Below are 22,215 nucleotides of genomic sequence, written 5' to 3' on the forward strand. Positions count from 1 at the left end.
CGCACCGGCGGAACGCGGAACCTGCCCGATGCGTTGATAGTTTTGGGCGGGCGACATGCCGATAGCCGATAGCCGATCGACGACTACCTACTCAGGAGCCCGGACCTCGTGACTACCCTTGCGCTCGGACCGAGCTGGCTGGACCCGGACTATCTGATCGGGACCTTCGGCCTCATCGGCGTCCTGGTCATCGTCTTCGCCGAGTCCGGACTGCTCATCGGCTTCTTCCTGCCCGGCGACTCGCTGCTGTTCACCACCGGTCTGCTGGTGACGACGAACAAGCTCGACTATCCGCTGTGGCTGGTCTGTCTGCTCATCGTGCTGGCGGCCATCATCGGTGACCAGGTGGGCTATCTCTTCGGCCGCAAGGTCGGACCCTCGCTCTTCAAGCGCCCGGACTCCAAGCTCTTCAAGCAGGAGAACGTGGAGAAGGCGCACGACTTCTTCGAGAAGTACGGCCCTAAGTCGCTGGTCCTCGCGCGCTTCGTGCCCATCGTGCGGACGTTCACGCCGATCATCGCCGGTGTGAGCCGGATGAACTACCGCTCGTTCATCACCTTCAACATCATCGGCGGCACCCTGTGGGGTGCGGGCGTGACGCTGCTCGGTGCCGCGCTGGGCAAGGTCGAGTTCGTGCACCAGCACATCGAGGCGATCCTGATCCTCATCGTGCTCGTCTCGGTGCTGCCGATCGCGATCGAGTTCCTGCGGGCCCGCTCCAAGAACAAGAAGGCCGCGGTCTCCGCGCCCGACTCGGACATCCCGCCGGCCCGCGGCGGCCGCCACGCCAAGCGCTGAGCGCCGAACGCGCGGCCGGCGATGAGGACCGGCCGCGCAGTCATGCCACCCGCGCACCCCAATGTCGTACGGGCTAGAAGCCGCGTGTCCGCTTGGCCGCGCGGCGCTCCGACGGTTCCGCGACACCCGGCAGCCGGAAGAACAGCCGGGAGACCTCGCCTCCGAGGTTCACCCCGATCGCGATGGCCAGGGCCAGCGCCGCCGCCGTGGACAGCGAGGCGAGACCCGCGTTCAGATCGCCCCGCGCGATCTCCAGCAGCCCGAAGTACGTCGCGCTACCGGGCAGCAGCGGCCCGATCGCGGCGGTGACGTAGGGCAGCGCGGAGGCGAAGCGGTAGCGCGCCAGCACCTGCCCGAACAGGCCCACCAGCCCGGCCGCGGCGGCCGTGGCGGCGACCGGCGGGACGTTCGCGGTGTCCGCCAGCGCGCCGTAGACCACCCAGGCGACACCGCCGTTGAGCGTCACCAGCAACACGGTGTCCCGCTCCTGCTGGAGCATCACGGCGAAGCACAAGGACAGCGCCATCGCGGCCAGCGTCTGGATCACCGGCCGCTCCACGCTGTGGATGGCCGTCTCGGGGTTGAGCGCCGCGTCCAGCGCCAGCCCCATGTAGAGCACGCTGAGCACCCCGACGACGATGCCGACGACGAGGTAGCCGACCTCCAGGAGCCGGGCGGCCGCGGTGATGTAGAAGCCGGTCAGGCCGTCCTGGACGCCGGCGACCAGCGCCCGCCCGGGGATCAGGGCGAACAGTCCACCGGTGATCACCGCCGACGCCCGGACCTCCAGCGGGGACAGGGTCAGCGCGACACCCATCGCGGCCGGGGGCATGGCCGCCGCCACGAACTGGTAGAACTCCGGCAGCCCGCGGCCCGCACACAGCCAGGCCAGCCGGTCGCCGAGCATCGCACTGATCGCCGCCGCCAGGAACACCAGCACATTGCCGCCGACCAGTACGGACGCCGCCCCGGCCAGCAGTCCGCCGGACAGCGTCAGCGCCCAGCCGGGAAAGGGGTGCCGGTTCCTGCGGATCTCCGCGAGCGTCCGGTACGCCTCCTCCAGGGAGACCTCGGTCTCCTCCGAGCTGATGTCGTGGATCAGCCGGTAGACGGCCGCAAGACGGGTGTAGTCGGTGCCCCGCCGGCGTACGGTCCGGTTCGCCGTCACCGGGTCGTCGACCAGCGAGGGCTGATACGTGATCGACAGCAGCGTGAACGTGACCGTCGGCTCGCAGCGGTCGAGACCGTACGAACGCGAGATGGCGAACATCGCCGCCTCGACGTCCTCGGCGCCCTCGCCGCCCGCCAGCAGCAGCTCGCCGATACGCAGCGTCAGGTCGAGCACCCTCGGCACGGCCGGGCCGGCGTCGTCCTGCTTCTGGACCGTGTCCGGGACCGGGCGTTCGCCCACCGGGATCTTCAGCATGGCCCGCATGCGGTCCTGCCACGGAACATCCTTGGTCAGCCGGACCATCGGGATGCCCTGCGCGGGCGTGAAGGCGGGCGGTGAGTGCCGGGCTCTGTAGGTGCGCGGCGGAGCGAAAGCGGAACCTTCCGGCTCGCCCGGGGCCTCCGGGGCGAACCCGGCCGGAACCGCGAATTCCGATGTGGTGGTCGGATCCTCGTCGACCGCATCGGGCTGGCCCAGTCCCGTGGGTGGGGCAAAGGCGCTGTGCGCCTCGTCGGACTGAGGCTTCCGGTCTTCCGGACCCTCCGGCTCCGCCACCACGTGCTGCCCTCGCTCCCTCTTGTTCCGGCCTGTCACCCAGTATGTGCATGGACCCCCGGGCACACGCACGGCGGGCGGGACACCCTGAGGTGTCCCGCCCGCCGTCTTCTGACCGCTGTCGGCAGCGTTATGCGCGCCGGATGATCAGTGCGCGCCGCCCTGCGCCTCGAGGCGCTTGTAGGAGGCCTCGATCTCGGCCTCGGCCTCGGTACGGCCGACCCAGTTCGCGCCCTCCACGGACTTGCCGGGCTCCAGGTCCTTGTAGACCTCGAAGAAGTGCTGGATCTCCAGGCGGTCGAACTCGGAGACGTGGTGGATGTCGCGCAGGTGCTCGACCCGCGGGTCGGAAGCCGGGACGCACAGCAACTTGTCGTCGCCGCCCGCCTCGTCGGTCATCCGGAACATGCCGATCGCGCGGCACTTGATGAGACAGCCGGGGAAGGTCGGCTCGTCGAGGATGACCAGGGCGTCCAGCGGGTCACCGTCCTCGCCGAGGGTGTTCTCCACGAACCCGTAGTCGGCCGGGTAGCTGGTCGAGGTGAAGAGTCGACGGTCAAGGCGGATACGACCGGTCTCGTGGTCCACCTCGTACTTGTTCCTCGACCCCTTCGGGATCTCGATGGTGACGTCGAACTCCACGGGTGGCTCCTCCATGATCAACACATAGGTCTGGTGGTTAAGTGTCCCTCACGCACGTGTGTGATCGCGAAAGGGGCTGGTGCGAGGTGCCAGTGGTCAGGACATGGCAGCTCACCGCGGGCGCGGCCGTGGTCGGGCTCGCCCTGGCTGCCGGGGCGGTGGCCGCGGCCGGCCCCTGGGACTCCGGTCAGCGTAAGGCCGAGAGGGAGTGGGCGGCCGCCCGGAGCCCGGGTGGTGGCGCACATCACCCCAGGCCGGTGCCGGGACGCCCGCAGCCCGCACCCAGCGCACCCGGCGTCCTCGCGGCGCTCGGCATCCCGGCGACGGCTCCCGCCACCGCGCCGGCGGCCGCCCCGGCCGACCTCGCCGAGGAACTCCTCCCGCTGCTCGGCGACCCCGGCCTCGGCACGGTGCAGACGGCCTCCGTCGTCGACCTCGCCACCGGCCGCGCGCTGTACGGGAAGGGGGCCGCCACCCAGATGACCCCGGCCTCCACGATCAAGATCGCGACCTCGGTCGCCGCCCTCGGCGCGCTCGGCCCCGACCACCGCATCCCCACCACGGTCACCGCCTCCAAGGACGGCAAGGTGCTCACCCTGGTCGGCGGCGGGGACGCCAGTCTGGACCGGGCCCGCCTGGGCGCGCTCGCCGAGCGCGCGGCGCGTGCGCTGAAGGCGCGCGGCACCACCGCGGTGCGTCTCGCCTACGACGTCTCGCTCTACAAGGGCCCGGTGCGCCACCCCATCGGCGAGAACGGCAACCTCGCGCCGGTCACCCCGCTGATGCTCCACGAGGGCCGGATCGACGAGCGGAGCACGAAGGACGCCGAACGCTTCGACGACCCCGCCCGCGAGGCGGCCCGCGTCTTCGCGCAGTTGCTGAAGGACCGCGGCCTCACGGTCGCGGCCGAGCCCGCGCCCGGCCGGCCCGCGGCGGGTTCGACGACCGTCGCCAAGGTGCTCTCGGATCCCCTCTCCGCCCTCGTCGAGCGGCTGTTGACCGAGAGCAACAACGACCTCGCGGAGGCCGTCGCCCGTCAGACCGCCCTGGCCACCGGCCGGCCGGCGAGCTTCGCGGGTGCCGAGGGGGCCGTGACCGCACAACTCAAGAAGCTGAAGCTGCCGTTGGCGGGCGCCCGCTTCGCCGACGGCAGCGGGCTGAACCGCGCCGACCGGCTCTCCGCGGGGCAGCTCACCGCCCTGCTGGCCCTCGCGGCCGACCCGGACCGTCCCGGACTGCGGCCGGTACTCACGGGCCTCCCGGTCGCCGGCTTCACCGGAACGCTGTCGGGCCGCTACGGCGCCACCTCACCGGGCACCGGCCTCATCCGCGCCAAGACAGGCACCCTGAGCCAGGTGAACTCCCTGGCGGGGACGGTCGTCACCCCGGACGGACGACTCCTCGCGTTCGCCTTCATGGCGGGCGGCACCGCCGGTGCGGATTCCGCCCAACCGGCCCTGGACCGGCTCGCGGCGGCACTCGCCACGTGAGGTCCGTGGCCGACCGGCGCCTCCCGACACCTCACCGTCCCGCGGGCCCACCACGTACGGTTGACGCATGACGAGCATCGGTGGTGCCGAGATGGTCGACTGGAACCTCGCCGTGGCGACCGCGACCCGCTTCGTGCGGCCCGGGCCCGAAGTGACCCGGGAGGAGGCGCGGGCCGTGGTCGCCGAGCTGCGACGGCATGCCAAGGCCTCGGAAGAGCATGTGCGCGGCTTCACGCAAATGATTCCCGAAAGCCATCAGCCCGAGGACACCCCGGTCCTGGTCGTGGACCGGGCGGGCTGGGTGCGGGCGAACGTCGCGGGCTTCCGCGAACTGCTCAAGCCGCTGCTGGAGAAGATGCAGGAGCGCCGCCCCGGCGGCCCGGGCGGCGCGGTCCTGGGCGCGGTCGGCGGCAAGGTCACCGGCGTCGAGCTGGGCATGCTGCTCTCCTTCCTGGCCTCGCGTGTCCTCGGTCAGTACGAGACCTTCGCCCCCGCCACCCGTGAGCTGCCCGCCGGGTCCAACGGCGGCGGACGCCTCCTGCTGGTCGCGCCGAACATCGTCCATGTGGAGCGCGAGCTCGAGGTCGATCCGCACGACTTCCGGCTCTGGGTCTGTCTCCACGAGGAGACCCACCGCACGCAGTTCACGGGCGTGCCGTGGCTGCGCGACCACCTCGAGGGCGAGATCCAGTCATTTCTCGGCGAGACCGAGGTCGACCCGATGACCGTTCTGGAGCGTCTGCGCGAGGCGGCCCAGTCGCTGTCCGGCGCCCGTCCCGAGGGCGAGGAGGACGAGGGCCGCTCCATCGTGGAGCTGGTGCAGACCCCGGCCCAGCGGGAGATCCTCGGTCGGCTGACCGCCGTGATGTCCCTCCTGGAGGGTCATGCCGACTTCGTGATGGACGGCGTGGGTCCCGACGTCGTGCCCTCCGTGGCGGAGATCCGGGAGAAGTTCCAGCAGCGCAGGGCGCGTGGCGCGAGCCGGCTGGACCAGGCGCTGCGCAAGCTCCTCGGACTCGACGCCAAGCTGCGTCAGTACCGCGACGGTGAGCGTTTCGTCCGGGCTGTCGTGGAGGAGGTCGGTATGGACGGGTTCAACCGGGTCTGGACGTCCCCGAACACCCTCCCGACCAAGGCGGAGATCGCCAAACCGGCGGACTGGGTCGCGCGGGTGCACCGTAAAGCAGAGTCCTGAAGAGGAGGCAGCCGCACGCCCTGGTAATCACCCATCCGAGGGACCGTGGGCCGTTGGCAGGCGTGCAATGCTCGGAGAACGGCTCGGTTCTGTCACCATCGACGCACTCTGAGTGACTGAACCTCCTCCCGACTCCGACCGAGGCACCCCCCAATTCCACGAAGGGCACCGGACATGGGTCCCCATCCTGCGGTCGCGGCGATACGCCTGGCGGTCCGCCGCGTACTCCACGACGTACTCACCGAGCACACCGAGACACACGAACACGCAGCCCGGCTCGAGCGCACCCTGAGCCATGCGGCCGCGGCACCCTCCGGGTCCCACCTGCCCGGCCGGTCCGCCCTGCCCGCCGACGAGCCCCTCGTGCTCGTGGCCTGCTCCGGCGGCGCCGACTCCATGGCGCTCGCCTCCGCGCTCGCCTTCGAGGCACGCAAGCTCTCCGTCCGGGCCGGCGGCATCACCGTCGACCACGGCCTCCAGGACGGCTCCGACCTCCGCGCGGCCGAAGTCGCCGCCCGCCTCGGCTCGCTGGGTCTCGATCCCGTCGAGTCCATCACCGTCCGCGTCGGCCGCGAAGGCGGACCCGAGGCCGCGGCCCGCGACGCGCGCTATGCGGCGCTGGACGACGCGGCCGAACGCCACGGCGCTGCCGCCGTGCTCCTCGGCCACACCCGTGACGACCAAGCCGAAACCGTCCTGCTGGGCCTGGCACGCGGCTCCGGGACCCGCTCGCTGTCCGGAATGGCGGCCGTCTCGGGGGCGGCCGGCCGTTACCGCAGACCCTTCCTCCAGCTCGACCGGCAGACCGCCCGCAAGGCCTGCATGGTCCAGTCGCTGCCCGTCTGGGACGACCCGCACAACGCCGACCCGGCCTACACCCGCTCCCGGCTGCGCCACGAGGGCCTGCCCGCGCTGGAGAAGGCGCTCGGCAAGGGCGTCGTCGAGGCCCTGGCCCGTACCGCCCAGCTCTCCCGCGACGACGCCGACGCCCTCGACACCTGGGCCGCCGACGCGGACGCCTCCGTGCGTGACGACTCGGGCCGGCTGGAGTGCGCCAAGCTCTACGCCCTGCCGCCCGCCGTACGCCGCCGGGTGCTGCGCCGGGCCGTGATCGAGGCCGGTGCGCCCGCCGGTTCGCTGTTCGCCCGTCACGTCGAAGAGGTCGACCGGCTGATCACCGGCTGGCGCGGCCAGGGGGCCATCAATCTGCCCGGCCGCGTCGAGGCGCGACGGCAGGGTGGCAGACTGGTCATTCGGCAAGGCTGACGCAGCGGCGCAAGCACCAGGCTGTGTCACCCCGGGGGCGACCCCGGGACCCGGCAGACAGAAAGCGACCGCGTGAACGAGAAGGACTTGGGCACCGACCTTCAGTCGGTGCTCATCACCAAGGAAGAGATCGACGCGAAGCTGGCGGAGCTCGCCGCGAAGATCGACGCGGAGTACGCGGGCAAGGATCTGCTCCTCGTCGGTGTGCTCAAGGGCGCCGTGATGGTGATGGCGGATCTGGCGCGCGCGCTGTCCACGCCGGTCACCATGGACTGGATGGCGGTGTCGTCCTACGGCGCGGGCACCCAGTCATCGGGTGTCGTCCGGATCCTCAAGGACCTGGACACCGACATCAAGGGCAAGCACGTCCTGATCGTCGAGGACATCATCGACTCCGGCCTCACGCTCTCGTGGCTGCTCTCGAACCTCGGATCGCGCGAGCCGGCCTCCCTCGAGGTCTGCACGCTGCTGCGTAAGCCGGATGCCGCAAAGGTCGCGATCGACGTGAAGTGGATCGGCTTCGACATCCCGAACGAGTTCGTCGTCGGGTACGGGCTGGACTACGCGGAGAAGTACCGCAACGTGCCGTTCGTCGGCACCCTCGCACCGCACGTCTACGGCGGCTGACGCCAACGGGAACCCTCACCCCCCTCCCGCCGTTGGAGCATGGGAGGGCGGGAGTGTCAGCCGTACCGTGCGGTCACGGTGACGATGCTGGGGTACCGTCCGAAGAACAGTTAGCTTTAAATACAGAGCAGTCTCAGAGCAGCATTCACTACGGGCAGGAGGGACGGAGCGAATTCGCTCCGTATGGATGGACGTGAAGCGATACTTCCGTGGGCCGGTCATGTGGATCGTGCTGGCCGTCCTCGCCGTGGTCGTGTTGATGCAGGTCGTCGGCTCGTCCGGCGGCTACAAGACGGTGGACACCGGCGAGGTCGTCCAGGCGATCGACAAGAACCAGGTCGACCAGGTCAAGCTGACCACTGGCGACGAACAGATCATCAAGGTCGATCTGAAGGACGGCCAGAAGGTCAAGGGCAGCGACAAGATCCAGGCGAGCTACATCGGCACCCAGGGTGCCGATCTGGCGCAGACGCTGCAGACGAAGTTCGAGGCCGGTGACATCGAGAAGGGTTACACCGTCTCGCCGTCGAAGCAGAGCCCGTTCGTCTCGGTGCTGCTCTCGCTGCTGCCCTTCGTCCTCATCGTCGTGGTCTTCCTGTTCCTGATGAATCAGATGCAGGGCGGCGGCTCCCGAGTCATGAACTTCGGGAAGTCCAAGGCCAAGCTGATCACCAAGGACACTCCGAAGACGACCTTCGCCGATGTGGCGGGGTCCGACGAAGCCGTCGAGGAACTCCACGAGATCAAGGAGTTCCTGCAGGAGCCGGCCAAGTTCCAGGCTGTCGGCGCCAAGATCCCGAAGGGTGTGCTGCTCTACGGCCCGCCCGGTACGGGCAAGACGCTGCTCGCTCGCGCTGTCGCGGGCGAGGCGGGCGTCCCGTTTTACTCGATCTCCGGTTCCGACTTCGTCGAGATGTTCGTCGGTGTCGGTGCCTCCCGAGTCCGTGACCTCTTCGAGCAGGCCAAGGCGAACGCTCCGGCGATCGTCTTCGTCGACGAGATCGACGCCGTCGGCCGGCACCGCGGTGCGGGTCTCGGCGGTGGCCACGACGAGCGCGAGCAGACGCTCAATCAGCTGCTCGTCGAGATGGACGGCTTCGACGTGAAGGGCGGCGTCATCCTGATCGCCGCCACCAACCGGCCGGACATCCTCGACCCGGCGCTGCTGCGTCCGGGCCGGTTCGACCGGCAGATCGCGGTCGACCGTCCCGACATGCAGGGCCGTCTCGAGATCCTCAAGGTCCACCAGAAGGGCAAGCCGGTCGCTCCGGACGTCGACCTGGGTGCTGTCGCCCGTCGTACGCCGGGCTTCACCGGTGCGGACCTGTCGAACGTGCTGAACGAAGCGGCGCTCCTCACGGCGCGCGGCAACAAGAAGCTCGTCGACAACGACTCGCTGGACGAGGCGATCGACCGTGTGGTCGCGGGCCCGCAGAAGCGGACCCGGATCATGTCGGACAAGGAGAAGAAGATCACCGCCTACCACGAGGGCGGACACGCCCTGGTCGCGGCGGCTTCACCGAACTCCGACCCGGTCCACAAGATCACCATCCTGTCCCGCGGCAGAGCCCTGGGTTACACGATGGTCCTGCCGGACGAGGACAGGTACTCGACCACGCGCAACGAAATGCTCGACCAGCTGGCATACATGCTGGGCGGGCGCGCGGCCGAGGAGCTCGTCTTCCACGACCCGACCACGGGCGCGGCGAACGATATCGAGAAGGCCACGGCCACGGCTCGCGCCATGGTCACGCAGTACGGCATGACCGAGCGTCTCGGCGCGATCAAGTTCGGTGGCGACAACTCCGAGCCCTTCCTGGGCCGTGAGATGGGTCACCAGCGCGACTACTCGGAAGAGGTCGCGGCCCTGGTCGACGAAGAGGTCAAGAAGCTCATCGAGACCGCCCACAACGAAGCGTGGGAGATCCTCGTCGAGAATCGCGACGTCCTCGACAACCTGGTGCTTCAGCTGCTGGAGAAGGAGACCCTCGGCAAGGAGCAGATCGCCGAGATCTTCGCCCCGATCGTGAGGCGCCCGGCCCGCCCGGCGTGGACGGGTTCCACCCGCCGCACGCCGTCCACGCGGCCGCCGGTGCTCTCGCCGAAGGAGCTGGCGCTGACCAATGGCGCCGTCGGTGCCATCGGCGCCGTCCCGACGGACTCCTCCTCCGTGGAGGCGGTCCCGGAGGAGCGCCCGGAGAGCTGACCCGCCCGGGGTACCAAGCCCGGAATGGATGCCGCGCCCACCAGGTTCTAGCCTGGGGGCGCGGCATTCGTATGACCGCAGGCCAGAGCAAGAGGAACGAGGCACAGATGACCGACCCGGTGACGCTGGACGGCGAGGGCACGATCGGCGAATTCGACGAGAAGCGTGCAGAGAACGCCGTACGCGAACTGCTCATCGCGGTCGGCGAGGACCCGGACCGGGAGGGCCTGCGGGAGACACCGACGCGCGTGGCACGGGCGTACCGGGAGATATTCGCGGGACTGTGGCAGCAGCCCGAGGACGTGCTGACGACGACGTTCGACATCGGTCACGACGAGATGGTCCTGGTGAAGGACATCGAGGTGATGAGCTCCTGCGAGCACCATCTGGTGCCCTTCGTCGGGGTCGCGCACGTTGGCTACATCCCGTCCGTCGACGGGAAGATCACCGGGCTGTCGAAGATCGCCCGCCTCGTCGACGTCTTCGCCCGCCGGCCGCAGGTGCAGGAGCGGCTGACGACACAGATCGCCGACTCGCTGATGGAGATCCTCGAGCCGCGAGGTGTGATCGTGGTCGTGGAGTGCGAGCACATGTGCATGACGATGCGCGGGGTCCGGAAGCCGGGCGCGAAGACGATCACGTCCGCGGTGCGGGGACAGCTGCGTCACCCGGCGACGCGCAACGAGGCGATGAGCCTGATCATGGCGCGCTGACAGTCCGCCCACGCTGGGCCGCTCCCGTGGCCCCGCCACGCGGGCCCCTTTCCCCGCTCGGGTGGAGGGGCGTGCAGGGTCGGCCCCGCAGGGGATCGGCGGCAGGTCCCGGGTGACCAAGGCAAGTGCCGCTACGCCGCCCAGCCCGAGGAGTCGAGCCCGAGGAGTCGAGCCCGGAGGGCTCCCGGGCCTGCCACCGGACGAGGCGCCGCGCCCCAAGAAATCTGGTGCGGCCCACCTGCCCGTCACGGGACAAGGTGCCGGCACCTGCTCCCCGCCCCGTGGGCGCGGCCGCCGGCAGGCCCTACGCCGGGGCCGGGCCCTCGTCGTCGTCCTCGGGGAGTTTGCAGACCCGCTCCAGGAAGAACGCCGCCGCGATCACCGCGATGCCGGCGACCACCGAGAAGCCCGCGTAGACCGCCTGGTCACGGCGCGCCGGGATGTCCAGGGAGCTCAGCAGGAACACTCCCGTCCCGCCGTACATCCCGCTCACCAGCGCCGCCACCAGCGCGCTCGCCTGGCCGAACACCACCGCTCGGGCCGCCATCAGCGGCTCGACGCCCTTGGCGCCGGGGCGGCGCTCGCGCTGGGCGCGGAGGCGGGCCCGCAGGGAGAGGGCGGTGGCGGTCAGGACGACCGCGATCACCGCCAGCACGATGGGTGCGGCCAGCGGGACGCTCGGCAGGGTGCCGAACGACTCCCACAGGCGGGCAGCGCCCCAGGACAGCACTCCGGCCGCGGCGAAGAGACCGGCCAGTACACCGAGCCGTAGTTGCTTCACCGAGTAAGCCGCCCTTCCGTCCTGCTGCATCACACCTGTTGCATCACACCGTGCACCGCTCCGCAGAGCCTAACGACTACTCGGGCAGACGGAGTTCCAGGTCGGCGCGGGGAAGCACACCGTCCTGGCCGATGCCGTCCAGAAGCTCGGCGACCGGCCCGCGGCCGGGCAGCTGGGCCTGCGGCTCCACGTCGTGCCACGGCACGAGGACGAAGGCGCGCTGATGCGCCCGCGGGTGCGGCAGGGTGAGCACCGGGTCGTTGGAGACCACGTCCGCGTACGCCACGATGTCGACGTCGATCGTCCGCGGCCCCCAGCGCTCCTCCCGTACCCGGTCGAAGGCCTCCTCGATGGCCTGGCCGCGTTCCAGCAGCGAGGACGGCGGGAGGGTGGTCTTCACGAGGACCACGGCGTTGAAGTACGAGGGCTGCGAGCCGGGGTCCACACCCCACGGCTCCGTCTCGTACACCGGGGACACGGCCTTGACCCGTAGGCCCGGCGTGTCCTCCAGGGCGTCGATCGCGCCCTGGAGCGTCTCCAGCCGGTTCCCCAGGTTGGACCCGATGGAGATCACGGCCCGTTTGGGGTTGGACAGGGTGACGTCCGCCGCGTCCACCTGCTCCACGACGGAGGCGGGCACCGGCTGCACGGTCGGGTCGCTCTGCGTCCCGTGCGGGAAGAACGCGGTCATACTCGGCTCCGGGTGATCGTGATGGTCACGTCGTCGAACGGCACGGTGATCGGGGCGTCCGGCTTGTGCACGACCACCTCGACCTCCTCGACACCGTCGTGCTTGAGGCACTGCTGGGCGATGCGCTCCGCCAGCGTCTCGATCAGGTCGACCGGCTCTCCCTCGACGACCGCGACGACCTCCTCCGCCACCACGCCGTAGTGCACGGTCTTCGCCAGGTCGTCGGCCTCCGCCGCGGGCCGGGTGTCGAGGCCGAGCATCAGGTCCACGATGAAGGTCTGGCCCTCCTCGCGCTCCCGGGGGAAGACGCCATGGTGCCCGCGGGCCTTGAGGCCGCGCAGCGCGACACGATCCACGCGAATCACTCCTGCTTCCTGTACTTGGCGGGATGCGGGCACCGGCGCCGCGTGCGGGCGGGCCGGGTGCCCCTGCGAATCTACCTGCGAGCACCGGCCCCACTCGCCCATGGGGCCGCGCGGAGCTGCGGAGGCCGGACCGCCCGCTCCTGGCCGGAGCGTCCGGTTCCCCGCTTCCAACGGTGCGCCTACCCAGTTACGAGGGGGACTCCTCGTCCTCCGCGTCGTCGCTTTCCGTCAGGACGGGTGATCCATGATGTGACCAGATCCTCCATCCCTCGTCTGTGCGACGGAACACATTCGTGGCGACCACGAGCTGCCCGACGAGAGGACCGAGCTCGCCGCCGTCCTCGGCCGGGCCGCCGCTGAGGATGTTCTCCGTGCACGTCACGAGGGCGGTGTCGCCCGCCAGGTTGACCTTGACGTCGGTCAGGAAGAACTGGATGTACTCGGTGTTCGCCATGATCAGGGCGTACGAGCGCAGCACCTCGCCGCGGCCCGAAAGGACCGGCCAGCCCGGGTGGATGCACGAGATCTCGTCGTCCAGCCAGAGGCCGGAGAGCTTCTCGAAGTCGCCGCGCTCCATGGTCTCGTAGAACGTCGTGTTGGCCTCTTCGACCAGCTCGATGTCGGTACGGCTCACCGGGCGGCCCCGACGGCGCGCGCGACGCGGACGGCGTCGGCCGTCGCCCGCACCTCGTGGACGCGCACGGCCCAGGCGCCCTCGTAGGCGGCGATCGCGGAGATCGCGGCGGTGGCGGCGTCCCGTTCCCGCGCGGGTGGCGGGGCGTCGCCGTCCTGGGCGAGGACCCGGCCGAGGAACCGTTTGCGGGACGCGGCGACGAGCAGCGGACGGCCGAGGGCCCGCAGTTCGCCGAGGTGGGCGACGAGGGCGAGGTCGTGCTCGGCCTGCTTGGCGAAGCCGAGGCCGGGGTCGATGACGATCTGCTCGGGGGCGACGCCGCCGGCGACGACGGTGTCCATGCGCTCCCGGAGCTCCGTGACGACCTCGGCGACCACGTCGGCGTAGACGGCGCGGCTGTTCATGTCCTCGCTGAAGCCGCGCCAGTGCATCACCACGAAGGGGACACCGGCGGCGGCGACGGCCGGGACCATCGCGGGGTCGGCGAGACCGCCGCTGACGTCGTTGACGAGTACGGCTCCGGCGGCGACGGCCCGCTCGGCGACGGTGGCGCGCATGGTGTCGACGGAGACGGTGACCCCTTCGGCGGCGAGACCCCGGACGACGGGGATGACGCGGCGCAGCTCCTCGTCCTCGTCGACCCTGCTGGCGCCGGGCCGGGTGGACTCACCGCCGACGTCGACGAGGTCGGCGCCCGCGGTGACGAGGTCGAGGCCGCGTTTGACGGCGGCGGTCGTGTCGAACCAGCGGCCGCCGTCGGAGAAGGAGTCGGGCGTCACGTTCACGACCCCCATGACGGCACAGCGATCCCACTCCGGCAGCCCGCGCAACGTACTCATACGCCCAGCCTAGGGCCGCGGGCCGACGGCTCGCCCCGCGCGGCCGTGCCGCGGGGCACCGGCCGGGGCCCGCCGCGGGCCCCTCATGCCGCGCGGATCTCCCGTTCCTGCGTCATCGGTGCGATGTGCGCGCACGGGCGGGCCGGGCGCGGGGCCCTGCGCCGGGGGAAGAGGCGGGGGAGCGCCAGGGTGACGAAGCCCTCCGCCTGCATCGCGGCGAAGCCGATCCTGGGCAGGTCGCGGGTGTTGCGGAAGACCACGAAGCGCGGTTCCCAGCGCGGCCGGAACTTGGCGTTGAACTTGTACAGCGACTCGATCTGGAACCAGCGGGAGAGGAACACCAGCAGTCCGCGCCACAGCCGCAGCACCGGGCCGGCGCCGATCTTCTCGCCGCGGGCGAGTGCCGAGCGGAACATCGCGAAGTTCAGCGAGACGCGTTCGATCATGAGTGCGGGGGAGGCCTGGAGCGCCGCGACGATGAGCAGTTCGTTCATGCCCGGGTCGGCGGAGCGGTCGCGCCGCATCAGTTCCAGTGACATGCCGTCGGTGCCCCACGGGACGAAGTGGATGATCGCCTTGAGGTCGCCGTAGGCCCCCGGCTCGTCGTCCGTCTTGTGCGCCGTGGCTATCACCGCGTCGCCGTCGTCCGGGTCGCCGATGCGGCCCAGAGCCATCGAGAAGCCCCGCTCGGTGTCGGTGCCCCGCCAGGCCTCCGCGGCCCGGCGGATCTGCTCCAGCTCCTCGGCGGAGATGTCACGGGCGCGCCGGACGCGGGTCGTGTAGCCATTGCGCTCGATGCGCTTCACCATCTGGCGTACGTTGCGCATCGCGCGCCCGGTGAGCGAGAAATCCGCGACGTCCACCACCGCCTCGTCGCCCAGCTCCAGGGCGTCCAGGCCCGTCTCACGGGTCCAGACCTCGCCGCCGGTCTCCGAGCAGCCCATCACGGCCGGGGTCCAGGAGTGCGCCTTGGCCTCGTCCATGAAGCGCTCGATGGCGCCCGGCCAGGCCTCGACGTCGCCGATCGGGTCGCCGCTGGCGAGCATCACGCCGGACACCACCCGGTAGCAGACCGCGGCCTTGCCGCTGGGCGAGAAGACGACGCCCTTGTCCCGCCGGAGCGCGAAGTGGCCGAGCGAGTCGCGGCCGCCGTGCCGGGTGAGCAGGTCGCGCAGCCGGCGCTCGTCGTCCTCGGTGAGCCGGGCCGCCGGGTGCTCGGGCCGGAAGGCGAGGTAGATCGTGGTCACGGCGGTCAGCAGGCCGAGGGCGCCGAGCGAGTAGCCGACGGTCCAGGACACGCTGCCGGAGTAGTCGACGGGGCCCTCGAAGCCGAAGAGTCCGTAGAGCACGTGCTCCAGACGGTCCACCAGGCCAGGGCTGCCGACGGTCCTGCCGGGGTGCGCGCTGACGATGACCAGACCGAGGCCGAGCGAGCCGGCGCCCATCAGGACGAAGTTGGCGAGCGCCTTCCAGCGGCTGCGCGGATCGGGCAGCGCGGCGAACTCGCTTCGGTGGCGCAGCAGCAGGGTCAGCAGCAGCAGGGAGACCAGTGCGCCGATGACCGAGTGCCGGTAGACGAACTGGCTGACCGCCCCCACGGGCAGCAGGATCACCGCGGCCCGCCAGGCCCGGCGCTTGTGCCGCTTGAGCCCGTGGGCGAGCAGCAGCAGCAGGACGCCGGCGCTCAGCGAGAGCGCGGCGGCGAACGGGCCGGTGGCTCCGGGGAGCACTTCGGCCAGCGTGTGCATGCGGCTGTGCCGGAACCGGGGGAACACCCCGGCGGCAATGTCGATCAGGCCGACGAGTGTGCAGGCCGTACCGACCAGCGAAGGGACCGCCTCCGGCCGGGGGCCGCGCAGGAGGCGGCGTACCCGATTCGGAACCAATCCTGATTTGTCCCCATCTACCGTTGCAGACATCGCTTCCCGTGACTCCGCGAGAGATCCTGTGTCCGAGGGCCGCAGGTCGGTGGGCTCCGGACGATTTGCGCTCTCTAGGACGGGACTTCCAGGGGGCGGGTTCACTCACTCACAGGAAATTCTCAAGGAAGAAAGCTCACGCGACTCATGGGTCTGACCAGTAACAAAGTTCTGGCCTTGGCCGTCCTCGTGGCCGTTCTGCTGTTCGCCGCCACCATCTGGCTGTGGCCGCGGCTGGCCGGCCGCAACTGGCGTGCCGTCACGGGAAGGGTCGGCATGCTGCTGGTGACCCAGCTCGCTCTCTTCGCGGCGGTGGGGCTCGCCGCGAACAACTCCTTCCTCTTCTACGGCTCGTGGTCCGACCTCTTCGGCCGGGAGCAGGACATGGGCGTGGTGGTCGACCACTCGGCCGGCGCGAAGCGCATCAAGGTGGTCGAGCGGAAGCGGCTGGACGTGCCGGGCGGCGCGCGGCCGGCGGTCGGCGGCCAGATCCAGAAGATCGTCGTCTCGGGCGAGAAGTCGAAGATCGACAGCCCGGCGTACGTCTATCTGCCACCGGAGTACTTCCAGCCCGAATTCCGCAAGAAGACCTTTCCCGCGACGATTGTGCTGACCGGATATCCGGGTACCGCGGAGAACCTGCTCAAAGGGCTGAAGTATCCGCAGACCGCCTGGCAGGAGGCGAAGAGCGGCCGGATGCAGCCGACGGTTCTCGTCATGATGCGGCCGACCGTCGCCCCGCCGCGGGACACCGAGTGCGTGGACGTTCCCGGTGGTCCGCAGACGGAGACGTTCTTCGCGAAGGACCTCCCGAAGGCGGTCTCCGAGACGTACCGGGTCGGGGCCAAGCCCAGGAACTGGGGCCTCATCGGGAATTCGACCGGCGGTTACTGCGCCTTGAAGATCGCGCTGCACCACCCGGGGCAGTTCTCCGTGGGCGCCGGTCTCTCGGCGTACTACAAGGCCGCAGACGACCCGACCACCGGCGACCTCTTCCACGGCGACAAGAAGGCGAAGAACCGCGCCAATCTGCTGTGGAGCCTGGACCACCTGCCGCAGGGCGCATCGTCGTTCCTGGTGACGACGTCGAAGTCGGGCGAGGGCAATCTCAAGCCGACCGGGCACTTCATCAAGAAGGTGAAGGCGCCCGCGCGGGTCTCGTCGATCACCCTCGACAGCGGCGGGCACAACTTCAACACGTGGCGGCGCGAGATTTCGCCCGCGCTGGTGTGGATGTCGGGGCGGCTGAAGGCTTCGTGAGGCCGGGCGGCTGAAGGCTTCACGAGGCCGGGATCGCGCGTCGACGGTGCTTTGCGGCTCGGGGTGCGCGCCGCGGTGGACCTGTGCGGGTCGCCGCGACGCGCGTCCCGGCTCAGCTCTTGGCGGCTTCCGTGATCGTCGCGATCGACTCCAGGTCGACCTCCGTACGGGGAATGGCCTGCGCGTCCGCGTCGATCGAGCGGCGCAGCGCCTCGTGCAGCCGGGCCGGGGTCAGCACCCCGAGGAAGCGGCCCGTCTCCTCCTTGTCGATCACCGCGATCCAGCCCGCGTCGTGCTGGAGCATGGTGGAGAACGCCTGCTTGAGGGAGGCGCCGACCGGCAGCCATGCCTCCATCCGGCGCGCGTGCTCGCGGACGGAGCCCTTCCTGAGCGCCCCCTCGGCGGAGAGCCAGCCGTGCAGGTTGTCGTCGCCGTCCAGGACGACGGCCCAGCGTGAACCGAGCTCCCGGGGCAGGGTGTCGTCGAGGTGGACGACGGGGGGCTGCTCCAGGTCACCCTCCTCGATGGGGGTGACCGAGAGGCGCTTGAGGCCGCGGTCGGCGCCCACGAAGTCGGCGACATAGGGCGTCGCGGGGGTGCCGAGCACCGCGGCCGGCGCGTCGAACTGCTCGATCCGGCCCTGCCCGTAGACGGCGATACGGTCGCCGAGGCGGACGGCCTCCTCGATGTCGTGCGTGACGAACAGCACGGTCTTGCGCACCTGGGACTGGAGTCTCAGGAACTCGTTCTGGAGATGTTCACGGACCACCGGGTCGACCGCGCCGAACGGTTCGTCCATCAGCAGCACGGGCGGATCGGCCGCCAGGGCACGTGCGACGCCGACGCGCTGGCGCTGGCCGCCGGAGAGCTGCTCCGGGTAGCGCCCGCCGTACGTCGTGGGGTCCAGGCCCACCAGATCGAGGAGCTCGGCGGCGCGGGCCCTGGCCTTGGAGCGCTGCCAGCCGAGGAGATGAGGGACGGTCGCGGTGTTCTCCAGGACCGTTTTGTGCGGGAAGAGACCGACCTGCTGGATGACATAGCCGATACGGCGGCGGAGTTGGACGGGATCGATGGTCGATATGTCCTCCCCGTCCAGGAATATCCGGCCACTGCTGGGCTCGATGAGGCGGTTGACCATCTTCATCGTGGTGGTCTTGCCGCAGCCGGACGGTCCGACGAGCGTGACCAGTTCACCCTCGGCCACCTCGAACGACAGGTCGTCGACGGCTGTCGTCCCGTCCGGGTATCGCTTGGCTACGTGCTCGAAACGGATCATGGTTCCCCATTGTGACGGGTGTTGTGTGAAAGCCATGTTGCTGCAATGTGGCGGCCCTCGGCGATTGTCAGTGGTCAGGGATATGGTCGCCAGACATACGTTCGGCAGAGGTGGGGAGGTGGGGGTGCATGAGCATGCAGCAGGCCGCGCAGGGCTGTCTGGAGGCCAATGACTGGATCTGCGGGGAATACCTCCGCACCCGCAGCCAGGAGTTGACCGACGCGACGGTCGAGCACGTCTGGATCACCGTGGCATCGGTCCTGATCGGTCTCGCCGTCGCCTTTCCGCTGGCGCTGCTCGCCCGCGCGAAACCGGCGTTCGCCGGTCCGGTGCTCGGTTTGACGACCCTGCTCTACACCATTCCGTCGCTGGCGATGTTCTCGCTGCTGCTGCCGGTCTTCGGGCTGTCGGCCGCGCTGGTCGTCACCGGTCTCGTGCTCTATTCCTTGACCATTCTCGTGCGGAACATCATGGCCGGTCTGGAAGCCGTGCCGGCCGAGGCTCGGGAGGCCGCCCGCGGCATGGGATACGGACCGGGCCGGCTGCTGTGGGAGGTCGAACTGCCTCTCGCGCTCCCCGCGTTGATGGCCGGCCTGCGCATCGCCACGGTCTCGACCATCGCCCTGACGACCGTCGGCGCACTGGTCGGCAAGGGCGGCCTGGGCAATCTCATAGACGACGGCGTGCAGACCGTCTTCAAGGCTCAGGTGCTCACCGCCTCCGTGCTCTGCGTGCTCCTCGCGGCCGTCGCCGATCTGCTGCTGCTCGGCGTCCAGCGGCTGCTGACGCCCTGGACCCGCATACCCACGGCGCAGCCGGGCGCCGGGCGCCCGGGCCCGAAGTCGCCCGGCTCGGCGCCCGCGGGCACTGCCGGTCCCGGCCCGGCGCATCCGGTCACGGCCCGGCAGGGCACGGCGAAGGAGGCCGTCTGATGGGGGTCATGGCCGACGCGTGGACCTGGCTCACCACCGGAGCCAACTGGTCCGGCGAGAGCGGCGCCTGGCACCGGCTGGGCGAGCATGTGTACGTCAGCGGGGTGGCCCTCGCTCTCGCCTGCGCGATAGCCCTGCCCATCGCGCTGTGGCTCGGGCACTTGGGCAAGGGCGGCGCGCTCGCGGTCAACATCTCCAACGCGGGCCGCGCCATCCCCGTCTTCGCGGTCCTCGCCCTCTTCATGCTCACACCGCTGCGCAGCGCCGGTTACGCACCGACGATCATCGCCCTGGTGCTGTTCGCCGTGCCGCCGCTGCTCACCAACGCCTACGTGGGTATGCGAGAGGTGGACCGCGCGGTCGTGGAGGCCGCGCGGGGCATGGGGATGTCCGGCGGCCAGCTGTTCTTCCGCGTCGAACTGCCCCTCGCCTACCCGCTGCTCATGACCGGGCTGCGGTCCGCCGCGGTGCAGGTCGTCGCCACGGCCACCATCGCCTCGATGGTCGGCCAGGGCGGCCTCGGCCGCATCATCACCGCGGGATTCAACACCTACAACACCCCGCAAGTGGTGGCCGGCGCACTGCTCGCCGCGCTGCTGGCCCTGCTGGTGGAAGGGGCTCTGGTGGTGGCCGACCGGCTGATCGATCCCCTCCGCAAGTCCGTGTCGACCGTGTCGCCCCTGTGACTGCGGTGCCTTCCTCACTGTGCATTCTGTGAACCCTGGACGGAGAACCTGATGAGCAAGACCTCGCGCATCGCGGGAGCAGTACTGGCGGTTGCGGCGCTGACGGGTTCCCTCGTCGCGTGCGGCGGAGACAGCCTGGAGAAGTCGGACGATTCCGGCTCGAAACCGGCCGGTTCGGGCGGGAAGGGCACGCTCGTCGTCGGCGCCGCCGCCTTCACCGAGTCCAAGGTCCTCGCCGAGCTCTATGCGCAGATCCTGGCGGACGCCGGATACAAGACCTCGGTCACCACGGTGAAGAACCGTGAGCTGTATCAGCCCTCGCTGGAGAAGGGCGAAATAGACGTCGTACCCGAATACGCGGCGACGATCGCCGAATTCCTCAACGCGAAGGTGAACGGGCCGAAGGCACCCGACGAGAAGCCCGTCGCCTCCAGCGATGTCACGGCCACCGTCGCCGCGCTCACCAAGCTCGCCGAGCCGCGCGGTCTGAAGGTGCTCCCCGCCGGCGGGGCGGTCGACCAGAACGCCTTCGCGGTCAGCAAGGAATTCGCGGAGAAGAACAAGCTCAAGACCCTTTCCGATCTCGGGAAGTCGAAGCTGAAGGTGAAGATCGCGGCGGGCGACGAGTGCGAGGTCCGCCCGTTCTGCGCGCCCGGTCTGAAGAAGACGTACGGCATCGATGTCACCGGTATCGACCCCAAGGGCGTCGGCACCCCGCAGGCCAAGCAGGCGGTCAAGGACGGCACCGACCAGCTGGTGCTGACCACGACGACCGACGCCGTACTGGACGGCCTGGTCTTCCTCGAGGACGACAAGAAGCTCCAGAACGCCGACAACGTCCTGCCCGTGGTCAATGCCAAGGACGCCGGCGCACCGGAGGTGGCGGCCGCTCTCGACAAGCTCACCAAGGCGCTGACCACCGAGGATCTCGCGGAGTTGAACCGCAAGGTGGACGCCGAGCGGGCCAAGCCGCAGGACGCCGCGAAGGATTACCTGGAGTCCAAGGGACTCCTCACGAAGTAGGCCGTGGGCGGCCCGGCGTTCTCGAACGAGAGATTTGCCGGGCCGACACCCCATTCGGCGTCTACGCACGGTAAATTTCAGGCCATGCCACGTGGACGCCACCGCCATTCCCCGCCCCTTCACAGGCTGCTGCCGCCGTCGGCCGTCGCCGGAGCGTCGGTGCTGTGTGCCGCCGGCGCGTGGTTTCTGACGGAGCCCGTCGTGCTCCGCACCCTGGTCACGGCGGCGACGGCCGCCGCGATCACCGGTGCGGTGCTGATGCGCAGTTGGGACCGCGCGGCCGGCCGACAGGTCGCCGACCTCACCCGCGGCCGTGCCAGCGATGCCTGGAGCACCGAGGAGCAGATAGCCGAACTCGAGGCGGACCTCGAGGAATCACGCGATCTGCGCACCAAGCTGGACGCGCGGCTGCGCGCCAAACGCGTCGAGCTCGCCGCCCTGCGCGGGGAGCACGCTGCCCTGCTGCGCCGCTACGCCACCGCCGAGACCGAGCGGGCCGGCGTCCTGGAGGACCGTCGCCAGCTCGCGATCGAGGCGTCCGCGCCCAAGGCGCTGATGCCGGCCGGCTCCACGCCCACCCCCTCGACCTATCTGCGCGCCTCCATGGCGCTGGACAACCTCTCCCGCAACGCCGCCGCCCAGGAGGCGAAGCGCACCGTCGAAGACGCCCGCAAGCGGGATCTCGCGGAACGGGCCCGTGAGGCGGACGAGCCGCAGGGGAAGCACGCGGCGGCCGCCGGCGGGGAGCAGCACTCCCGTCCGACGTCCGCCCTCCCCGCCAGGCGTCCCGTTCCGGTGGCGGCGGCGATCGTGCCGTACGGCCCGAGGCGCCGTCCCGGCAAGCGCCGCCCCGAGGGAGGCTTCGACTTCTTCGGGAACGCCATCGCGGCCACGCCGGCCGACGGGACCGACGGCGAGAACACGCAGAAGGCGATCGAGGCCGCGCAGCAGGAAGACCTCGCCGACGTGGTGGGCGAGGAGGCCCTCGCCGCGCAGCGCACGGACGGCTCCCGCGCGGTCGGCAAGGTCATCGACCTGACCGAGCACGACGAGACGGAACAGGTGGACATCACGAAGCTCCGGAAGGCCGTCAGTTCCTGACGACGCGGTCCTGAGCCTCACGGGCGGCCGGCGGTTTCCGCCGGC

Annotated in this window: 21 protein-coding genes; 12 read left to right on the forward strand and 9 right to left on the reverse strand. The window is 70.3% G+C overall.

Annotated features, from left to right (window positions below; all coding sequences use genetic code 11):
• Positions 1-108 precede the first annotated feature (108 nt).
• The gene (locus ACQPWZ_RS20010; protein WP_356703736.1) at positions 109-798 is read left to right on the forward strand and encodes a DedA family protein; all 690 of its coding nucleotides are present in this window, start codon (positions 109-111) and stop codon (positions 796-798) included.
• 73 nt (positions 799-871) lie between these two features.
• Here ACQPWZ_RS20010 and ACQPWZ_RS20015 read toward each other — a convergent pair whose 3' ends face one another.
• Together ACQPWZ_RS20015 and ACQPWZ_RS20020 are read right to left on the reverse strand one after the other, a co-directional pair.
• On the reverse strand, positions 872-2,527 hold the full coding sequence (locus ACQPWZ_RS20015) for a threonine/serine exporter family protein (RefSeq protein ID WP_405571660.1): 1,656 nt from the start codon (positions 2,525-2,527) through the stop codon (positions 872-874).
• Between the two features lie 144 nt (positions 2,528-2,671).
• On the reverse strand, positions 2,672-3,166 hold the full coding sequence (locus ACQPWZ_RS20020; RefSeq protein ID WP_108151010.1) for an inorganic diphosphatase: 495 nt from the start codon (positions 3,164-3,166) through the stop codon (positions 2,672-2,674).
• 86 nt (positions 3,167-3,252) lie between these two features.
• On the opposite strand from ACQPWZ_RS20020, the gene dacB reads away from it, so the two are divergent.
• The 6 genes from dacB to folE all read left to right on the forward strand — a co-directional run bounded on the left by dacB (position 3,253) and on the right by folE (position 10,663).
• Positions 3,253-4,656 (forward strand): D-alanyl-D-alanine carboxypeptidase/D-alanyl-D-alanine endopeptidase, encoded by a 1,404-nt coding sequence (gene dacB, locus ACQPWZ_RS20025; RefSeq protein WP_356706038.1) that lies wholly within the window; start codon positions 3,253-3,255, stop codon positions 4,654-4,656.
• A gap of 67 nt (positions 4,657-4,723) precedes the next feature.
• Positions 4,724-5,851 carry a zinc-dependent metalloprotease gene (locus ACQPWZ_RS20030; protein WP_313944960.1) on the forward strand — a complete coding sequence of 376 codons (1,128 nt, stop codon included), beginning with the start codon at positions 4,724-4,726 and terminating at the stop codon, positions 5,849-5,851.
• A gap of 174 nt (positions 5,852-6,025) precedes the next feature.
• The gene (gene tilS / locus ACQPWZ_RS20035) at positions 6,026-7,117 is read left to right on the forward strand and encodes a tRNA lysidine(34) synthetase TilS (protein WP_433572039.1); all 1,092 of its coding nucleotides are present in this window, start codon (positions 6,026-6,028) and stop codon (positions 7,115-7,117) included.
• 72 nt (positions 7,118-7,189) lie between these two features.
• Positions 7,190-7,744: a hypoxanthine phosphoribosyltransferase gene (hpt, locus tag ACQPWZ_RS20040; RefSeq protein WP_313944958.1), complete on the forward strand. Its 555-nt coding sequence runs from the start codon at positions 7,190-7,192 to the stop codon at positions 7,742-7,744.
• Between the two features lie 187 nt (positions 7,745-7,931).
• Positions 7,932-9,950 carry an ATP-dependent zinc metalloprotease FtsH gene (gene ftsH, locus ACQPWZ_RS20045; protein WP_340474488.1) on the forward strand — a complete coding sequence of 673 codons (2,019 nt, stop codon included), beginning with the start codon at positions 7,932-7,934 and terminating at the stop codon, positions 9,948-9,950.
• A gap of 107 nt (positions 9,951-10,057) precedes the next feature.
• Positions 10,058-10,663, forward strand: a complete 606-nt coding sequence (gene folE, locus ACQPWZ_RS20050) for a GTP cyclohydrolase I FolE (protein WP_340474489.1) — start codon at positions 10,058-10,060, stop codon at positions 10,661-10,663.
• 304 nt (positions 10,664-10,967) lie between these two features.
• Here the strand turns inward: folE and ACQPWZ_RS20055 are convergent, their stop codons facing one another.
• From ACQPWZ_RS20055 to ACQPWZ_RS20080, 6 genes are all read right to left on the reverse strand, one after another.
• Positions 10,968-11,444 (reverse strand): DUF3180 domain-containing protein, encoded by a 477-nt coding sequence (locus ACQPWZ_RS20055; RefSeq protein ID WP_313948921.1) that lies wholly within the window; start codon positions 11,442-11,444, stop codon positions 10,968-10,970.
• 76 nt (positions 11,445-11,520) lie between these two features.
• A complete protein-coding gene (folK, locus tag ACQPWZ_RS20060; RefSeq protein WP_433572040.1) occupies positions 11,521-12,135 on the reverse strand; it encodes a 2-amino-4-hydroxy-6-hydroxymethyldihydropteridine diphosphokinase in 615 nt (204 codons plus the stop codon).
• A complete protein-coding gene (gene folB, locus ACQPWZ_RS20065; protein ID WP_340474492.1) occupies positions 12,132-12,491 on the reverse strand; it encodes a dihydroneopterin aldolase in 360 nt (119 codons plus the stop codon). The genes folK and folB overlap by 4 nt, the downstream gene beginning before the upstream one ends.
• A 196-nt stretch (positions 12,492-12,687) precedes the next feature.
• The gene (locus ACQPWZ_RS20070) at positions 12,688-13,134 is read right to left on the reverse strand and encodes a nuclear transport factor 2 family protein (RefSeq protein ID WP_313944953.1); all 447 of its coding nucleotides are present in this window, start codon (positions 13,132-13,134) and stop codon (positions 12,688-12,690) included.
• Complete coding sequence (gene folP / locus ACQPWZ_RS20075) at positions 13,131-13,973, reverse strand: dihydropteroate synthase (RefSeq protein ID WP_405571673.1); 843 nt, start codon at positions 13,971-13,973, stop codon at positions 13,131-13,133. Before folP ends, ACQPWZ_RS20070 begins: the two co-directional genes overlap by 4 nt.
• Positions 13,974-14,056: 83 nt before the next feature.
• Positions 14,057-15,892 carry a phosphatidylglycerol lysyltransferase domain-containing protein gene (locus ACQPWZ_RS20080; protein WP_340474494.1) on the reverse strand — a complete coding sequence of 612 codons (1,836 nt, stop codon included), beginning with the start codon at positions 15,890-15,892 and terminating at the stop codon, positions 14,057-14,059.
• 147 nt (positions 15,893-16,039) lie between these two features.
• Here ACQPWZ_RS20080 and ACQPWZ_RS20085 point away from each other — a divergent pair, with 147 nt between their 5' ends.
• Entirely contained in the window at positions 16,040-17,152 is a 1,113-nt protein-coding gene (locus tag ACQPWZ_RS20085; protein ID WP_340474495.1) for an alpha/beta hydrolase, read from the forward strand.
• Positions 17,153-17,264: 112 nt separating this feature from the next.
• Here the strand turns inward: ACQPWZ_RS20085 and ACQPWZ_RS20090 are convergent, their stop codons facing one another.
• Positions 17,265-18,428: an ABC transporter ATP-binding protein gene (locus ACQPWZ_RS20090; RefSeq protein WP_340474496.1), complete on the reverse strand. Its 1,164-nt coding sequence runs from the start codon at positions 18,426-18,428 to the stop codon at positions 17,265-17,267.
• Positions 18,429-18,556: 128 nt separating this feature from the next.
• On the opposite strand from ACQPWZ_RS20090, the gene ACQPWZ_RS20095 reads away from it, so the two are divergent.
• The 4 genes from ACQPWZ_RS20095 to ACQPWZ_RS20110 all read left to right on the forward strand — a co-directional run bounded on the left by ACQPWZ_RS20095 (position 18,557) and on the right by ACQPWZ_RS20110 (position 22,170).
• Positions 18,557-19,360, forward strand: a complete 804-nt coding sequence (locus ACQPWZ_RS20095; protein ID WP_433572041.1) for an ABC transporter permease — start codon at positions 18,557-18,559, stop codon at positions 19,358-19,360.
• Complete coding sequence (locus ACQPWZ_RS20100) at positions 19,360-20,046, forward strand: ABC transporter permease (RefSeq protein ID WP_356706045.1); 687 nt, start codon at positions 19,360-19,362, stop codon at positions 20,044-20,046. Before ACQPWZ_RS20095 ends, ACQPWZ_RS20100 begins: the two co-directional genes overlap by 1 nt.
• A gap of 51 nt (positions 20,047-20,097) precedes the next feature.
• A complete protein-coding gene (locus tag ACQPWZ_RS20105) occupies positions 20,098-21,069 on the forward strand; it encodes an ABC transporter substrate-binding protein (protein ID WP_433572042.1) in 972 nt (323 codons plus the stop codon).
• Between the two features lie 84 nt (positions 21,070-21,153).
• Positions 21,154-22,170, forward strand: a complete 1,017-nt coding sequence (locus tag ACQPWZ_RS20110; RefSeq protein ID WP_433572043.1) for a hypothetical protein — start codon at positions 21,154-21,156, stop codon at positions 22,168-22,170.
• The last annotated feature ends 45 nt before the right edge of the window (positions 22,171-22,215 follow it).

The sequence above is a fragment of the Streptomyces sp. CA-251247 genome (assembly GCF_050952975.1).
Lineage (GTDB): Bacteria > Actinomycetota > Actinomycetes > Streptomycetales > Streptomycetaceae > Streptomyces > Streptomyces achmelvichensis.

Coding starts and splice junctions, on each gene's coding strand:
- ACQPWZ_RS20030 (WP_313944960.1), top strand. CDS start 4,724: ATGACGAGCATCGGTGGTGCCGAGATGGTCGACTGGAACCTCGCCGTG.
- tilS (WP_433572039.1), top strand. CDS start 6,026: ATGGGTCCCCATCCTGCGGTCGCGGCGATACGCCTGGCGGTCCGCCGC.
- ftsH (WP_340474488.1), top strand. CDS start 7,932: ATGGACGTGAAGCGATACTTCCGTGGGCCGGTCATGTGGATCGTGCTG.
- folE (WP_340474489.1), top strand. CDS start 10,058: ATGACCGACCCGGTGACGCTGGACGGCGAGGGCACGATCGGCGAATTC.
- folK (WP_433572040.1), bottom strand. CDS start 12,135: ATGACCGCGTTCTTCCCGCACGGGACGCAGAGCGACCCGACCGTGCAG.
- folP (WP_405571673.1), bottom strand. CDS start 13,973: ATGAGTACGTTGCGCGGGCTGCCGGAGTGGGATCGCTGTGCCGTCATG.
- ACQPWZ_RS20080 (WP_340474494.1), bottom strand. CDS start 15,892: ATGTCTGCAACGGTAGATGGGGACAAATCAGGATTGGTTCCGAATCGG.
- ACQPWZ_RS20085 (WP_340474495.1), top strand. CDS start 16,040: ATGGGTCTGACCAGTAACAAAGTTCTGGCCTTGGCCGTCCTCGTGGCC.
- ACQPWZ_RS20090 (WP_340474496.1), bottom strand. CDS start 18,428: ATGATCCGTTTCGAGCACGTAGCCAAGCGATACCCGGACGGGACGACA.
- ACQPWZ_RS20095 (WP_433572041.1), top strand. CDS start 18,557: ATGAGCATGCAGCAGGCCGCGCAGGGCTGTCTGGAGGCCAATGACTGG.
- ACQPWZ_RS20100 (WP_356706045.1), top strand. CDS start 19,360: ATGGGGGTCATGGCCGACGCGTGGACCTGGCTCACCACCGGAGCCAAC.
- ACQPWZ_RS20105 (WP_433572042.1), top strand. CDS start 20,098: ATGAGCAAGACCTCGCGCATCGCGGGAGCAGTACTGGCGGTTGCGGCG.
- ACQPWZ_RS20110 (WP_433572043.1), top strand. CDS start 21,154: ATGCCACGTGGACGCCACCGCCATTCCCCGCCCCTTCACAGGCTGCTG.